This is a genomic window from Cronobacter sakazakii (genome assembly GCF_000982825.1).
Taxonomy (GTDB): Bacteria; Pseudomonadota; Gammaproteobacteria; order Enterobacterales; family Enterobacteriaceae; genus Cronobacter; species Cronobacter sakazakii.
The window spans coordinates 1,657,134-1,672,741 of the sequence record NZ_CP011047.1 but is presented as its reverse complement, the minus strand read 5'-3'; the positions used below and the strand labels follow the sequence as shown (position 1 = coordinate 1,672,741).

Annotated in this window: 17 protein-coding genes; 5 read left to right on the top strand and 12 right to left on the bottom strand. The window is 59.7% G+C overall.

Annotation, left to right across the window (positions count from 1 at the left end; all coding sequences use genetic code 11):
• Positions 1-120 precede the first annotated feature (120 nt).
• The 4 genes from CSK29544_RS07885 to trmB form a co-directional block, all read right to left on the bottom strand.
• A complete protein-coding gene (locus CSK29544_RS07885; RefSeq protein WP_029038998.1) occupies positions 121-474 on the bottom strand; it encodes a hypothetical protein in 354 nt (117 codons plus the stop codon).
• A gap of 152 nt (positions 475-626) precedes the next feature.
• Entirely contained in the window at positions 627-1,343 is a 717-nt protein-coding gene (locus CSK29544_RS07880) for a YggN family protein (RefSeq protein ID WP_007870927.1), read from the bottom strand.
• A 50-nt stretch (positions 1,344-1,393) separates the two neighbouring features.
• Positions 1,394-1,720: a YggL family protein gene (locus CSK29544_RS07875; RefSeq protein ID WP_004388233.1), complete on the bottom strand. Its 327-nt coding sequence runs from the start codon at positions 1,718-1,720 to the stop codon at positions 1,394-1,396.
• Positions 1,720-2,439 (bottom strand): tRNA (guanosine(46)-N7)-methyltransferase TrmB, encoded by a 720-nt coding sequence (gene trmB, locus CSK29544_RS07870; RefSeq protein WP_012123788.1) that lies wholly within the window; start codon positions 2,437-2,439, stop codon positions 1,720-1,722. The genes CSK29544_RS07875 and trmB overlap by 1 nt, the downstream gene beginning before the upstream one ends.
• 152 nt (positions 2,440-2,591) lie before the next feature.
• Here trmB and mutY point away from each other — a divergent pair, with 152 nt between their 5' ends.
• The 3 genes from mutY to mltC are packed head-to-tail and all read left to right on the top strand — an operon-like array spanning position 2,592 to position 5,082.
• Positions 2,592-3,677: an A/G-specific adenine glycosylase gene (mutY, locus tag CSK29544_RS07865; protein ID WP_029038997.1), complete on the top strand. Its 1,086-nt coding sequence runs from the start codon at positions 2,592-2,594 to the stop codon at positions 3,675-3,677.
• Between the two features lie 2 nt (positions 3,678-3,679).
• Entirely contained in the window at positions 3,680-3,955 is a 276-nt protein-coding gene (locus CSK29544_RS07860) for an oxidative damage protection protein (RefSeq protein WP_004388230.1), read from the top strand.
• Positions 3,956-3,999: 44 nt separating this feature from the next.
• A complete protein-coding gene (gene mltC, locus CSK29544_RS07855; RefSeq protein WP_007870939.1) occupies positions 4,000-5,082 on the top strand; it encodes a membrane-bound lytic murein transglycosylase MltC in 1,083 nt (360 codons plus the stop codon).
• Positions 5,083-5,307: 225 nt separating this feature from the next.
• On the opposite strand, the gene citG is transcribed toward mltC, so the two are convergent.
• The 8 genes from citG to CSK29544_RS07815 are packed head-to-tail and all read right to left on the bottom strand — an operon-like array spanning position 5,308 to position 12,686.
• Complete coding sequence (citG, locus tag CSK29544_RS07850; RefSeq protein WP_014728060.1) at positions 5,308-6,150, bottom strand: triphosphoribosyl-dephospho-CoA synthase CitG; 843 nt, start codon at positions 6,148-6,150, stop codon at positions 5,308-5,310.
• Entirely contained in the window at positions 6,128-6,667 is a 540-nt protein-coding gene (gene citX, locus CSK29544_RS07845) for a citrate lyase holo-[acyl-carrier protein] synthase (RefSeq protein ID WP_014728059.1), read from the bottom strand. Before citX ends, citG begins: the two co-directional genes overlap by 23 nt.
• Positions 6,668-6,670: 3 nt before the next feature.
• Complete coding sequence (citF, locus tag CSK29544_RS07840) at positions 6,671-8,188, bottom strand: citrate lyase subunit alpha (protein WP_014728058.1); 1,518 nt, start codon at positions 8,186-8,188, stop codon at positions 6,671-6,673.
• 10 nt (positions 8,189-8,198) lie between these two features.
• Entirely contained in the window at positions 8,199-9,074 is an 876-nt protein-coding gene (gene citE / locus CSK29544_RS07835; protein WP_004388225.1) for a citrate (pro-3S)-lyase subunit beta, read from the bottom strand.
• Positions 9,071-9,364: a citrate lyase acyl carrier protein gene (citD, locus tag CSK29544_RS07830; protein WP_029038996.1), complete on the bottom strand. Its 294-nt coding sequence runs from the start codon at positions 9,362-9,364 to the stop codon at positions 9,071-9,073. Before citD ends, citE begins: the two co-directional genes overlap by 4 nt.
• Positions 9,365-9,390: 26 nt before the next feature.
• Complete coding sequence (gene citC, locus CSK29544_RS07825; RefSeq protein ID WP_029038995.1) at positions 9,391-10,422, bottom strand: [citrate (pro-3S)-lyase] ligase; 1,032 nt, start codon at positions 10,420-10,422, stop codon at positions 9,391-9,393.
• A gap of 17 nt (positions 10,423-10,439) precedes the next feature.
• The gene (locus tag CSK29544_RS07820) at positions 10,440-11,303 is read right to left on the bottom strand and encodes a fumarylacetoacetate hydrolase family protein (RefSeq protein WP_029038994.1); all 864 of its coding nucleotides are present in this window, start codon (positions 11,301-11,303) and stop codon (positions 10,440-10,442) included.
• An 18-nt stretch (positions 11,304-11,321) separates the two neighbouring features.
• Complete coding sequence (locus tag CSK29544_RS07815) at positions 11,322-12,686, bottom strand: 2-hydroxycarboxylate transporter family protein (RefSeq protein ID WP_029038993.1); 1,365 nt, start codon at positions 12,684-12,686, stop codon at positions 11,322-11,324.
• A gap of 337 nt (positions 12,687-13,023) precedes the next feature.
• Here CSK29544_RS07815 and CSK29544_RS07810 point away from each other — a divergent pair, with 337 nt between their 5' ends.
• Entirely contained in the window at positions 13,024-14,658 is a 1,635-nt protein-coding gene (locus CSK29544_RS07810; protein ID WP_029038992.1) for an ATP-binding protein, read from the top strand.
• Entirely contained in the window at positions 14,648-15,346 is a 699-nt protein-coding gene (locus CSK29544_RS07805) for a response regulator (RefSeq protein ID WP_029038991.1), read from the top strand. The genes CSK29544_RS07810 and CSK29544_RS07805 overlap by 11 nt, the downstream gene beginning before the upstream one ends.
• Positions 15,347-15,608 lie beyond the last annotated feature (262 nt).

The window sequence follows — 15,608 nt, the reverse complement described above, 5'->3', positions numbered from 1 at the left end:
GATCACTATGCGTGTTTATGAAAAGGCGTAAAGGAGGGAATCGTGACGCTGCGAGGCGTCTTCAGAAACGCCGCGTCGCCCAGGCAAAAGGAAGAAGAGTAATGACAGTTGAGTCCTGAATTACCACGGTTCGCCCGACTCCTCGCCCAGCCAGAAATCATCATCGGGCAGGTCGTCCGGCCAATACATATCATCATTACGGTAGAGCGCGAGTTGCGCGGGAGAAAAGCGCGGGCTTACGGGAGGCAAAATATCTTCAGTCACGTGTAATGGCGGCTCGCCGGGCAGCGGCCCTGCGGGCAGTACATCGTCTTCACAATATTCTGGTGCGGCGTTAACACAGCGGTCAGCTGAGGCGCTAACGGGCACGCTCTCCGCCTGGTAATTTTGCACCCAGAGCACGGCCACGTTCAGCGTGATGATGGCGAGCAAAAAGAGAGAAATAAGGCTCCCTGCTGAAATATCCCGTTTCATCCGCATCCTCGCGTTTGTCGTGTGAAGTCACTGGTAGAGCGTAGTGCGAAAAAGTAAGACAAAGAGGAAGCGATTGTGATTCTGTGTAACGGGATGTATCTGACGGAGCAAGGCGAAACGGTAAAGAACGGGAGACAGCGCTCCCGTCACAGTTATTTAAAGCTGCCCACCAGCGCCTGACGCTGCTCTTCGAGCTGAATGGTGCGGGTGCAAACTTCATGGCCGAACTGCTGGAAATCCGCTTCCTGGTTTTTCCATTCGTTCTGGATAGCCGTTTGCAGGCCGCCCAGGCTCCCCAGCACGCCTTCCAGCGGGTTGCCGCCGCCTTTCAGCACCGCTTTGGCGCCCATTTCGTTAATGCTGTCCTGCAGAATGCCGCCCATCGCCTGATTCACCAGCTGCTGACCGTCGGCGCGCACCTGATCGATGGCTTTATAGTGGAACGTCAGCCCATCGTCGCGATGCTCGATGATTCGGTTCATCTGCGTTTTCAGCTGCGCGTCGAGTTTGGTGAGACGCCCGCGCATGCTGCTGTTTTCACCCACCTCTTTGGCGATGATTTTATCCAGCGCGACGCGGCCTTTTTCCACGCGCGACAGCGCGCCCTGGTCGACCCACGGCAGCGTGGCGCGCAGCGCTTTCTGGTAGTCGAGCGCCTGCTGACGCTGGGCGGCGGAAAGCGTCATCGGCTTGCCGTTAAACTGCACCGCGCCGTCAGGGCCAATCACCAGATCGCCGTTTTCGCCCACCACCTGAACATGCTGGGGCTTGAGCACCACGTCGTCGCGCGGCGTGACGCTGCATTTGTATTCCGCCTGGGCCTGCATCGCTGTCACCAGCAACACGCCCAGCAGCGCTTTACGCATCATACTCGCTCCTGAAATGCTAACGGGCCGGCAGAGCCGACCCGTTGTTTAACTTAATCCCACCAGATGTCGACCAGTTCGCTCACCTGGACATCCGTCATGCCGCGCGCTTCCAGCCATTTGCGCACCACTTCGCGATCTTCATCGGTGCATTTGCCGATCTGCTGGCGGAACACCAGCCCTTCCCAGGCCTGGTTGCCGCTGCCGCCAAAGGCGAGGCCGTTTGGCTCGATAGCCTCGCTGATAAGCTCGTCCACCGTGGTGTTGATCTGCTCATCCGTGGCGCCCTGCGGGAAACGCCAGGTTACCGTAAAGCCCAGTTCCTGAAATTCGTCGATGTGCATCTTTTTACGCAGACGACGGCTACGGTTCTTCGCCATTATTTTACTCTCCCGAACATTAAGTCCCATACGCCGTGACCAAGACGATGGCCACGCTGTTCAAATTTGGTCACCGGGCGCGAGGCCGGGCGCGGTACATAATCCTGCGTCGGGGACAGGTTCTCATATCCTTCCACCGAAGACATTACTTCGAGCATATGTTCGGCATAAGGTTCCCAGTCGGTCGCCATATGGAAGACGCCGCCTGGCTGTAATTTGCGAAGCACCAGCTGCGCGAACGGCACCTGTACGATGCGGCGCTTATTATGGCGCGCTTTGTGCCACGGATCCGGGAAGAACAGCTGCACCATATGCAGCGAGCCGTCCGGGATCATTTTCTCCAGCACTTCCACCGCGTCATGACACATCACGCGCAGGTTTTCGACGCCCTCTTCATGCGCGGCGCTCAGGCACGCGCCCACGCCCGGCGAATGCACTTCAATGCCTAAAAAATTCTGCTGCGGATTGGTTTTCGCCATCTCCACCAGCGACGAGCCCATGCCGAAGCCGATTTCCAGCGTCACCGGCGCGTCGCGGCCAAACAGCGCGACGAGATCGAGCGGCTCTGCGCGATATTCAACGCCCATCACCGGCCAGTAGTGGTCCAGCGCGTGCTGCTGCCCTTTGGTCAGGCGCCCCTGGCGGCGGACGAAGCTGCGAATACGGCGCAGCGGGCGACCGTTTTCATCAAATTCCGGTGAAATGACGTCGTTATTCATGGCGATTAGTCTGTTTGAGTAGTGGTTCGGGAAACGGGCATTATCCAAAGATAGTTGCCCGATGCAAGCACAGGAAAGTTCCTGTTTACAGCCCACAGGGCCTGTGCTGGAATCACAGCCCCTGATTTATTCAAGCCGGAAGCCACGCGTTCATGATGCAGGCACAGCAGTTCTCCCGCCAGGTGCTCGACTGGTACGACAAATATGGTCGCAAAACCCTTCCCTGGCAGCAGGAAAAAACCCCTTACAAAGTATGGCTCTCGGAAGTCATGCTGCAACAAACGCAGGTGACGACCGTTATCCCCTATTTTGAGCGGTTTATGGCGCGCTTTCCTGACGTGACGGCGCTGGCAAATGCACCGCTCGACGATGTGCTGCATCTGTGGACCGGTCTTGGCTACTACGCCCGTGCCCGCAATTTACATAAGGCGGCGCAGCAGGTGGCGACGCTGCACGGCGGAAAATTCCCTGAAACGTTCGAGGAAGTGGCCGCGCTGCCGGGCGTCGGGCGCTCCACCGCAGGCGCGGTGCTGTCGCTATCGCTTGGCAAACATTTCCCCATCCTTGATGGCAACGTGAAACGCGTGCTGGCGCGCTGCTACGCCGTCGAAGGGTGGCCGGGGAAAAAAGAAGTGGAAAACCGCCTGTGGCAGATAAGCGAGACGGTAACGCCCGCCGAGGGCGTGGCGCGCTTTAACCAGGCGATGATGGATCTCGGCGCGATGGTCTGCACCCGCTCGAAACCCAAATGCGAGATCTGCCCGCTTAATAATGGCTGCGAGGCGTTCGCCCACCAGAGCTATGCGAAATACCCTGGCAAGAAGCCCAAACAAATCCTGCCGGAGAAAACCGGCTATTTTCTACTGCTTCAGCATGAAGGCGCACTCTTTTTGCAGCAGCGCCCGCCGGTGGGTTTATGGGGCGGGCTGTACTGTTTCCCGCAGTTTGAGAGCGAAGCCGCGCTGCGCGAGTGGCTTTCAGCGCGCGGCATTAACGATGACGGCCTGACGCAGCTCACCGCCTTTCGCCACACCTTCAGCCATTTCCATCTGGATATCGTGCCGATGTGGCTTGGCGTGCAGCAGACCGCCGCCTGCATGGATGAAGCGTCGGGTCTCTGGTATAACTTAGCGCAGCCGCCAGCGGTGGGCCTCGCCGCCCCCGTAGAGCGCCTGTTACAGCAAGTGCGCGCAGAGCCGGTGGCGTCCCGCCCCGCTCGCGCCATTCATGAGGATTGACGATGAGCAGAACCATTTTTTGTACTTTTCTTCAGCGTGACGCCGAAGGCCAGGATTTCCAGCTCTATCCGGGCGAACTGGGTAAGCGTATCTATAACGAAATCTCGAAAGAAGCCTGGGCGCAATGGCAGAAGAAGCAGACCATGCTTATCAACGAGAAAAAGCTCAACATGATGAACCCTGAGCATCGCAAGCTGCTGGAAGAGGAGATGGTGAATTTCCTGTTTGAAGGCAAAGAGGTGCACATCGAAGGCTACACGCCGCCGGAACAACAGTAAGGGCCTCTGGCCCTTTCACTTAACCCAACAGCACGCCCGGAATGATGAAAAAAATATTTGCGCTCGCTTTGATTGCGCCGTTGCTCATCTCCTGCTCCAGCAAAAAAAACGCCGAAAACGCCTATAACGAGGCCTGGATTAAGGACACCAACGGGTTTGACATTCTGATGGGCCAGTTTGCCCATAACATTGAAAACATCTGGGGATTTAACGAAGTTTTAATCGCGGGTCCGAAGGACTACGTGAAATATACCGATCAGTACCAGACGCGCAGCCACATCAACTTCGACGACGGCACCATTACGGTTGAGACGATAGCCGGTACCGAGCCTGCGGCGCGCCTGCGTCGGGCGATTATCACCACGCTGCTGATGGGCGACGACCCCGGCTCTATCGATCTCTATTCTGATGTTAATGACATTCAGATCTCCCGCGAGCCGTTCCTTTATGGTCAGGTGGTGGACAACACCGGGCAGCCGATTCGCTGGGAAGGCCGCGCATCGAAATTCGCCGACTACCTGCTGCAAACGCACCTGAAGAGCCGCAGCAACGGCCTGCGGATTATCTACAGCGTGACCATTAACCTGGTGCCGAACCACCTCGACAAACGTGCCCATAAGTACATTGGCATGGTGCGTCAGGCGTCGCGCAAATATGGCGTGGATGAATCGCTGATCCTCGCGATTATGCAGACCGAATCGTCGTTTAACCCGTATGCGGTCAGCCATGCCGACGCGCTCGGGCTAATGCAGGTGGTGCAGCACAGCGCCGGTAAGGACGTTTTCCGCTCGCAGGGCAAATGGGGCACGCCGAGCCGCAGCTATCTGTTTGATCCGCAAAGCAACATTGATACCGGCACCGCGTATCTGGCGATGCTTAATAATGTGTATCTGGGCGGCATTACCAACCCGACCTCACGTCGTTACGCCGTGATCACCGCCTATAACGGCGGCGCGGGCAGCGTGTTGCGGGTGTTCTCAAGCGATAAAGACCAGGCGGTGAATATTATCAACCAGTTATCGCCGGGCGATGTATACGAGACGCTGACCAACCGTCATCCGTCTGCCGAATCGCGGCGTTATCTCTACAAGGTCAATACCGCGCAGAAGATGTATCGCCGTAAATAAGCGTGAGAGGTGGATGCGTAGCGCTGGTTTGGTGGGTGCGCTTCGCTTACCCACCCTACGCGGGGAGGTTCTCTGTTATTCGGTGGGTGCGCTTCGCTTACCCACCCTACAAAAGGCTGATAATCTGTTATCCGGCGGGTGCGCTGCGCTTACCCACCCTACAAATGGTTTGTGGCTGAATCGTAGGGCGGGTAAGCGCAGCGCACCCGCCTTTTTTACGCCAAATCACAAAGCCAGCGCCGCCAGCAGCCAGCTCACCGCCAGCAAATCCGCGCTGCCGCCAGGGCTTAAGTTGCGCGTAATCAGCGCCCTGTCCATCTCGCGTAACGCCTCGTCGTCCCAGCCGCGCGCCAGCAGGCCGCTCGCGCACTTCTGAACATAACGCAGCCCTTCCAGCCCGCCGCGTGACACCAGATTGGTATCCGGATTAACCGCCATCAGCCGCAACAGCGCCTGCTGCAACCCTCTCTCGCCCTGCGCATGCTGCCAGAACGGCAACACGTGGCGGCGCACCGTCGCAAAGCCGCTCTCCACCTCGCCGCGCGCGCCGGTCAGACCAAACTGGCGATACAAACGCTCGCCCGCCGTCGCCGCCCGCCGCCCGTGCGCCAGCTCGCGCGCTACGATGCCGCGGGTCATCGCGCTCACCGCCATGCAGAGCGCGGTTGGCGTCAGCGGCTCACCCTGCGCCGCAAGCCTCCCCGCGGCGGCGCACAGCAGGCCGAGCGAGAAAATCCCGCCCTTATGCGTATTCACGCCGCCGGTGGCGCTGAACATCGCCTGCTCACACGCAAGCCCCGCCGGGCGCAGCCGCCGCAGCATCTCGCTTTCGGCAAGCCCAACGTCCTGCGCGCCCTGCTGATAAAACACCCGCAGCCACGGCGCAATCGCCCTGATGCTCGTGACAAACAGCGCGTGATCCATATCCTGGTGCGCACCGCTATTGGCGCAGTCCACCAGCCCCGGCTTGGGCGTCAGGGTCAGTTCGGCGTACAGCGCCGCCACCGCGAGTGACGGCACATCGGGCTGGCGCGCAGAGCGCCGGTCAGTCGCGGGCAAACCAGTCATCGATCATCTTCTCCACGCGTCCGACCACCTCTTCCAGCGGATGACGGCGCGAACGCGCGCAGGCGTGCGCCGGTTCATCACACAGCAAACAGCGCCGCCCTGGACGGTCAAGCGACGCGCGCCCCACCTGGCCCGCCTGCGGGCAATGAATGTCGAAATCCCACAGCCTGCCGAGCGGGTGCGTCTGCTCAAGCGCCACGCACAGCGCTTTGATTTCGCTTGCCGGGTGCGCCACGCTCCAGAGCGCCGTCGGGCCGGTATGCGCGTGAAACACCTCGCGCGCCAGCCACGGCCAGCGGTGCTGCCACAGTAGTTGATCGCAGGCCTGCACCGCCACCGCGAACGCATTGCGGTAACGCACGCTGTCTTTCATCGGGCCGGGCGTTACCAGTGAGAGCGAAATCACCGGCTGGCCGTAGCGGGTAAGCCACGCCTGCTGACGGCGGGCGCGCGCGTCTTTCGCCGCCAGCAGCTCATCAAGTGTGACGCCCGGATTCACGGGCGTATCAATTTCCATACGTTACTCCTTAACCTGACGCACCACGTCGATGACGCTGCCGTCGCGATAGCGCACCACGCCGACGATGCGGTCGGTGAATTCAATGGGTTTCGGCTCGCCGGCGATCGCCACGGCGCGTTCGCACAGCGCATGAATATCGACGACATTCAGCCCCGCCGCGACCAGCCGCTCGCGCACCTCGGGCCGCGCAGGGTTAACCGCGATGCCGTGATCGGTAACCAGCACATCGATGCTCTCGCCCGGCGTCAGGCGGGTGGTGACGCGTTTAACCACCGTTGGAATGCGGCTGCGCAACAGCGGGGCCACCACGATGGTGAGATTCGCCGCCGCGGCCACATCGCAGTGCCCGCCGGACGCGCCGCGCATCACGCCATCGGAGCCGGTTATCACGTTGACGTTAAACCCGACGTCGATTTCCAGCGCGCTCAGGATCACCACGTCGAGCTTATCGCAGCAGGCCGCTTTGCTGGCGGGGCTGGCGTAAACGTTGGTGGAGATTTCGATGTGCTTCGGGTTACGCGCGAGCGACGCCGCCGCCTGGCTGTCAAAGCACTGGGTGTCGAGCAGGACGTCTATCAGCCCTTTTTCATGCAGATCCACCAGGCTGCCGGTGATACCACCGAGCGCGAAGCGCGCCTTCACGCCGCGGCGCGCCATTTTCTCGCCGAGAAACCGCGTACAGGCGGTGGACGCCGCGCCGGAGCCGGTCTGCATCGAGAAGCCATCTTTGAAATAGCCGGCGTGTTCAATCACATCAGCGGCGTAGCGGGCAATCATCAGCTCGCGCGGATTGCTGGTGACGCGCGCCGCGCCGACGCTGATTTTCGCCGGGTCGCCCACGCTTTCTACCGGCACCACAAAATCCACGCGATCCTGCGACAAACTCGCAGGCATGTTCGGGTACGGCACAAGCGTTTCGGTCAGCAGCACCACGTTACGGGCAAACTGCGCGTCCACCATCGCGTAGCCGAGAGAGCCGCAGCAGGATTTGCCGTGGCTGCCGTTGGCGTTGCCGAATTCATCGCTACACGGCACGCCGAGAAACGCCACGTCTATCTTCAGCTCGCCATCCTGCAACAGTTTGACGCGCCCGCCGTGGGAGTGGATCTGCACCGGCTCCGCCATCAGCCCGTGAGAGACCGCCTCGGCGAGTTTGCCGCGCATGCCGGAAGTGTAAATCCGCGTGATGACGCCGCTTTGGATATGCTCAATCAGCGGCTCGTTGCAGGTCATCAGCGAGCTTGACGCCAGCGTCAGGTCTTTAAAGCCCATCTGCGCAAGCGTCGCCACCACCTGGTTGATCACCCGGTCGCCTTCACGAAACGCATGGTGGAAAGAAATTGTCATGCCGTCGCGCAGGCCGCTTTTGCGCACCGCCTCTTCCAGCGACGCGCAGAGTTTGCGGGTGTGCTTGCACTCGTCATCCGCGAGCCACGGCGTGGCGGTATGGGCGGTATCGAACGGCACAAGGTCGCGCAGGTGCGGAAACTGCACATGCAGAAGTTCTGTCTGATTCATGGTTCTCTCCTTAACGGCGCACGCCGGAGGCGGCAGCGCGTTCCAGCACCACCTGCGCATGGTTGATAATCGGCGCGTCAATCATCTTGCCGTTGAGCGACACCACGCCGAGCCCGTTGCGCTCACCCTCTTCGGCGGCGGCAATCACGCGGCGGGCGTAATCCACTTCGTCTTGTGTCGGCGCGTAGGCGTTGTGCAGCAGATCTATCTGGCGCGGGTTAATCAGCGATTTGCCGTTAAAGCCCATCTTGCGAATCAGGTCGACCTCTTTTAAAAAGCCCGCTTCGTCGTTGACGTCTGACCACACCACGTCGAATGCGTCGATGCCGGCGGCGCGCGCCGCGTGCAGCACCGCGCAGCGGGCGTAGAAGAGTTCGGTGCCGTCGCCGCGCTCGGTCTGCATATCCATCACGTAATCGAACGCCGCGAGCGCAATGCCGATAAGCCGCGGCGAACTGCGGGCGATCGCCACAGCGTTAATAACGCCCACCGCCGATTCAATCGCCGCCATAATGCGCGTCGAGCCGGGCTCGCGGCCGCACTCGCGCTCAATGCGCGCCAGATGGCCTTCCAGCTCGTCGATATCCTCCGGCGAGTCGGTTTTCGGCAGGCGGATCACATCGACCCCTGCGCGCACCGCCGCGTCGAGATCGGGCAAGCCGAACGGCGTGCTGAGCGGGTTAATACGCACCACGGTTTCGATATCCCGGTACATCGGGTGTTGCAGGGCGTGGAAAACCAGCAGGCGCGCGGTGTCTTTCTCACGTAGCGCCACGGCGTCTTCGAGATCGAACATGATGGAATCAGGCCGGTAGATAAACGCGGTGGAGAGCATGGCGGCGTTCGCGCCGGGTAAAAACAGCATGCTGCGGCGAAGTTTGCTCATTTGAGCGCCTCCCAGCGCAGCGGCTGCGCCTCGCAGGCGCGCAGTACGGCGCTTTGCAGCCGGGCGCGGATAACGCAATCCAGCGCGCCTTTATCTTCGATAATCACCAGCCCTTCGTACACCTCCATCGCCGCGAGCGTCTCTTTCACCACGCGGTGGATCTGATCGCCGAACTGCTTTATCACATCGCTGTAGATTTCAATCTCCAGCTCGCCCGCCGCCGGGGCGATTTTCACCATCAGGTCGCTGGACTCGGCGGTCCCCGCCAGCGCCTCTTTAACTATCTTCATTACGGTTTGTCCTGTCAGATAAGAATTCAGGCCACTTCAGCGCGATAGCGTTGCGCGAGAAGGGCGAAAGTGCTCTCCGGCACCCGTTCGCGAATCGAAGAAAAACGCTGCGCGCGCAGCAGGCGGCGCACTTCGGAGGCGGAAATCGCCTCGCCTTCGGCGTGGCTGAGACGTGGAATTTCGATAACGCTGACCGACGGCGTGTTAAGTGGCGCGCGCTCAAGCCACGCGTGCATCGCCTGGTTGTAGGCGCGTGTCACCGGGCAGAACGGCTCGCTGCCGACAAAGCGCTGGTTAATGCCAAGCGCCGGCGCGATATAGCGGCGGAAAATCTGCAAATCCAGCCCGCTCCAGGCTTTATCCACCAGCCCGCGCTCCTTGAGGAAATAACCCGGAAAGGTGGCGCGAGAGATGAGATACGACGAGCCCTCATGCACCGTGACGTTCGGCAGATGCGCGACGCCCGCCCGCACCATCGCAAGCCGTTCGCGGTAAGGGAAAAACGACGCCTCTTCACGCACCACAAAAAGATGCAGCCAGTCGCTCTCACTCGCCGCCTGTTCGGCGAGAAAGCGGTGGCCGAGCGTAAACGGATTGGCGTTCATCACCACCGCGCCGATACGCTTGCCGGGGTGTTTCAGCCTGCCAAGCTGCTGGCAGTAACGGCGGATGCCGGAGGGCGTGTTTTCAAGAAGCGCCGCGATGTCGTCGCACTGCGCGAGCGGCCAGAAGCCGCAGCGGCGAAAACGCTCCAGGTTATACGGACGCGTGGAGAGGAACAGGTGAAAGTGGCCGAGGCTCATCGCCAGGTTTTCCACCTCCACCAGCAGACGCGCGCTGAGGTTTTCGCCGCGCCAGCGCTCATCCACCGCCACGCCTTTAATCACATTGCCCGCAAGCCCGGCGCAGCCTGCGATCTCACCCTGCGCGACGGCGATGACGACATGCGTGACGTCTTCATCCATGCCTAACTGATGGCTGGCGAGAAACGCCGCGACGCGGGCTTTCTCCTGCGGCTGGCGGGCAAGCGCCACGGTGATGAGTTCCAGATTGCTCATACGTCCGTCCGGTCTCTTTAGTGGGCGGGTGCCGGTTGCGCGACGGGCGCTTCGGCGATCACATTGCACAGATGGCCGATCCGCTCGATCTCCACCTCGATTTTGTCGCCCGGCTTCATAAACAGCGGCGGCGTGCGTTTTTTGCCAACGCCGCCCGGCGATCCGGTGATGATCACATCGCCCGCGTTTAAGCGAGTGAAGGTGCTGATGTACTCGATAAGCTCCGCAACGCCGTGGATCATGCTGCGGGTGTTGTCGTCCTGCACCATGCGGCCGTTAAGCCAGGTGCGGATGGCGAGCTGGTGCGGATCGGGGATCTCATCGGCGGTGGTCATCCATGGGCCGAACGCGCCGGTCTGCCGCCAGTTTTTGCCCGCCGTAAACCAGGTGTGCTGCCAGTCGCGCGCCGAGCCGTCCATGTAGCAGCTGTAGCCCGCCACGTGCGAGAGCGCCGCCTCGCGGGCGATGTTCTCGCCGCCGCGCCCGATGATCACCGCAAGCTCGCCTTCGTAATCAAACTCGCTGGAGTGGCGCGGTTTGAGCACCGGCGCGTTATGGCCAGTCTGCGAATCCGGGAAGCGGACAAACAGCGTCGGCGCCGGGTTGTGCTGGTCGAACTCTTTGCGTTTCTCGGCGTAGTTCATGCCCACGCAGAGGATCTTCTCCGGCTGCTCGATAACCGGCAAAAATGTCACATCGCTAATTGCAAAATCAGCGGGCGCCTGCGCATGGCAGCGCGCCTGTTCCAGCGCGTCCCGCGCCAGCAGCGTTTTGAGATCCGCGTAGTGCGCCCCGAGACGGGCGCCGAGATCCACCACGCCGTTATCCGTGACGATGCCGTAACTGCGGCGGCCCTGATGGAGATAACTCGCAAGTTTCATAACAACGTATCCTGACGATTAAACAAGGAAATTGCCCAGTACCAGCAGCGCGAGCGAGACGTTAATCGCGCCGCCAATGCGGGTGGCAATCTGAGCGAAAGGCATTAAGGTCATGCGGTTGCCCGCGGTGAGAATGGCGACGTCGCCGGTGCCGCCCTGCCCGCTCTGGCAGCAGGAGACGATGGCCACATCAATCGGGTGCATACCGATTTTCTTGCCGACGAAAAAGCCCGTCGCCACCAGCGCCGACACGGTGCTGACAATCACCAGCAGGTTGTTGAGCGTAAAGGCGTGCATCAGCTCTTCCCACGGGGTGATCGCCACGCCGACGGCGAAAAGAATCGGGTAGGTCACGGAAGTCTGGAAGAATTTATAAACCACCTGCGAGCCTTCCAGCAGGCGAGGAGAAACGCCGTGCACCAGCTTGATAAAGACCGCGATAAACAGCATGCCAACCGGCGCGGGCAGGCCAATCAGCTTATGGCCGAGCATACCGAGCATATAGAGCAGCACCGCCAGCAGCGCGCCGGAGGCAATGGTGGTGACATCAGCCTTGCCGCTGAACGCGGTGTTCAGCGTCTGGGCCTGCGGTTTATCGCCGCGATCCGGCATCAGCTCGCCTTCGCCGGTCAGGTGCGGATAGCGTTTGCCGAGCTGGTTAAGGCAACCAGCGATAATAATCGCGGTGAGGCTGCCGAGCATCACGATAGGCAGCACGCGGCCCAGCGCCACGCCCTGGTCCATATGCAGCAGCGTCGCGTAGCCGATAGAAAGCGGGATCGCCCCTTCGCCCACGCCGCCCGCCATGATAGGCAGGATCAGGAAGAAGAAGATCTGGAACGGCTCCATACCCAGCGCGATGCCGACGCCCATCCCCACCAGCATGCCGACGATTTCGCCGCACAGCATCGGGAAGAAAATACGCAGAAAGCCCTGAATCAGCGTGGTGCGGTTCATGCTCATGATGCTGCCGACGATAATGCAGCAGATGTAAAGATAGAGAATGTTGGTGGACTTATAGAATTTGGTGGTGGATTCCACGACCTCATCCGGCAGCCAGCCGTAATAGACCAGCGCGGAAGGGATGAAAGTGGCGCAAATCGCCGCCGCGCCCATTTTGCCGACCACCGGCAGGCGCTTGCCGAACTCGCCGCAGGCGAAACCGAAGAAGGCAAGTGTCGCGACCATCACCACAATATCGCTCGGCAGTTTGCCGCCGAGGCAGTCAATGGCGATAAGCGCGCCGGAGAGCAGAAACAGCGGCAATGGAATAATCCCGATTTTCCAGGTATCCATGATATGCCACCACTTTTCTTTCAGAGATATTTGCTTCGTAGCAGACGATGTGTGGGGTACAACGTAAGAATCATCGGTTGTGCTCATTTTATTAAGCTCCGTAGTTATATTTCCCGACAAGCGTAAAAGAGGTTACCCTTACAATTTGTGAGGAAGGCCGAATCGGCAGCGGTAATTTAATGGCACCTATGGTGTTTATGGTTTTAATTAACGCGATGTGATCAGCGCTCAATTTACGGGCGTGGTTTTTATGGCGTTTATTCAGTAAGCACCGTTTTTGGCGTAAAAACGTAACGCGGGTAAACAGTTACCGCCGCGCGCCACGCCCTGTGCCGGGGATCACAAGTTTCAGGCACTGTTCCGGTAAGCGCCTGAAAAAATGGTACAGTTCTCTATTGTTTGTATTCCGGCGCGCCAGTGAACGATGAAATTTTCCTTTCGCATAAAGTTATTTATTCATCTCATCATATTCTTCTCCGTATTGTTTACGGCGCTCGGCGTTTATTATTATCTCGATATCAGCCGCCAGCTTTATCAGGAGATGAGCAGTCGCGCGAGAATACAGGCGGAAGAGATTTCGCTCATTCCGTCATTACGTGAAGCGGTCAGACAACGTAATATTTCGGCGATTAACACCTTTATGACAGGCATGGCGCGCCACAGCGACGCCAGTTTTATGGTTATTGGCGATGAGAAAGGTCTGCACCTGTTTCATTCCGTTTTTCATGACCGCATCGGCACTCCGCTTATCGGTGGCGATAATCAGGATGTGTTAGAAGGAAAAACCATTACCAGCATTCGCCGGGGCGGGCTTGGGGTCTCTCTGCGCAGCAAAGCGCCGATTTTTGACGATCAGGGCCGCGTCATCGGCATTGTCTCGGTCGGCTATCTGACCAGCTATCTCGACACCATTACGCTCGGCAAAGTGGTCAATATCCTGATTGGCGCGGTGTTATTGCTGCTGGCGCTGTTTATCTTTTCGTGGTTTTTCACCCGCAGTATTAAAAAACAGATGTTTTTTCTGGAGCCGCGGGAAATCGGGCTTCTCGTGCGCCAGCAAAAGGCGCTGATGGAGTCCATCTACGAAGGCGTTATCGCCATCGACGAGCATTCGCGCATCGCGGTGATCAACCGCGCCGCCAAACGGCTGCTGGGGCTGAACATGTCGTCGCGTTCGCTGCGCGGCCAGCCGCTGGAGGCGGTGATTAACCCGGTCTCTTTTTTCTCCCCGCAGGTGATGCTGGAGAACGACACGCATGATGAGATTTGCGTATTTAACCATCTGACGGTGATCGCAAGCCGGGTGCGCATTCTGCTGGAAGGCGAGCTTCAGGGCTGGGTGATTACCTTTCGCGATCGCAAGGATATCGACAGCCTGAGCGTGCAGCTAAGCCAGGTGAAGCGCTACGCGGATAACCTGCGCATTCTGCGTCACGAGCAGTTAAACCGGATGTCGACGCTCGCCGGGCTGCTGCATCTGGGCCACTACGACCAGGCGCTGAGCTATATTCAGGCCCAGACCGAGCACACCCAGGAGCTGCTCGATTTTATCTCCCGGCGCTTTCACTCCCCCACGTTATGCGGGCTGCTTATCGGCAAATGCGCCAGAGCGCGCGAGAAAGGCGTGACGCTGACGTTCGATCCGGCCTGCGAGATGGCGCGCGCGTTCCGCGGGCTTGGCGAGCCGGAGCTGATTTCGGTTATCGGCAATCTGCTGGATAACGCTATTGAAGCCACCCAGCGCGCCGAAGGGCCGCACGATCCGGTCGAGGTGTTGATCCGCCTGAATGAGCGGGAGCTGATCATTGAAGTGGCGGATCGCGGTGTCGGGATCGCGCCCGCGCTTCGCGACAGGATCTTCGAGCCGGGTTTTACCACCAAACGCCGCGGCGATCACGGTATCGGCCTGCATCTTATCGCCAGCTATGTGAAGCTCGCAGGCGGCACGCTGGAAGTGTCCGCCAATACGCCGCGCGGCACGATTTTCTCACTTTTTATTCCTGACGCGCCCGACGTTCGTCCGGCCCAACCGCAGGGAGAACCTGACTATGCCACCTGAGATGACCGACGTACTGATTGTGGAAGATGAAAACCAGCTGGCGGCGCTGCATGCCGAAATGGTAAAGCAGCACCCGCATTTGCGGCTGGTGGGCATGGTGGCGACGCTCGCCGACGCCGAGCGGCAGATCCGCGAGAAGCGCCCGCATCTGGTGCTGCTGGACAATTATCTGCCGGACGGCAAAGGGATTACGCTGACGGAGAGCCTGACGCTGAAGAACAGCGCCTGCTCAGTGATTTTTATTACCGCCGCGAGCGATATGGACACCTGTAGCCAGGCGATCCGCAACGGCGCGTTCGATTATCTGTTAAAGCCGGTGTCGTGGAAGCGCCTCAGCCATTCGCTGGAACGCTTTGTGCAGTTTCGCGAGCAGCAGCGGGTGTGGAAAATTGTCGATCAACAGAACGTGGATTCGTTGTATCAGTTGCAGGCGCGCAGCTTCCGGCCAGACTCCGGCGCAAAGGGGATTGAGGAGAATACGCTGACGCTGGTGCAGCGGCTGTTTGTGGAGAGCCGCGAGCAGATTTTTTCAGTCGATGATGTGGTGAGCGCGACGGGTTTGAGTAAAACCACCACGCGGCGGTATCTGGAGCACTGCGTGGAGAGTGGGTTTCTGACGGTGGAGATGCTGTACGGGAAGATTGGCCATCCGCGGCGGTTGTACCGTCGGGCGGAAGGAGAAGCGTGATGTTACGGTGGATGTGATTTTACGGCGGGTGCGCGTTGCTTACCCGCCCTACGGAAAACGATGCTCTGGCTGTACGGCGGGTGCGCGTTGCTTACCCGCCCTACGAAAAACGATGCTCTGGCTGTACGGCGGGTGCGCGTTGCTTACCCGCCCTACGGAAAGTGATGCTCTGACTGTACGGCGGGTGCGCGTTGCTTACCCGCCCTACACGATAAAAATGATGGCATTCTCGTAGGGTGGGTAAGCGAAGCGCACCCACCAT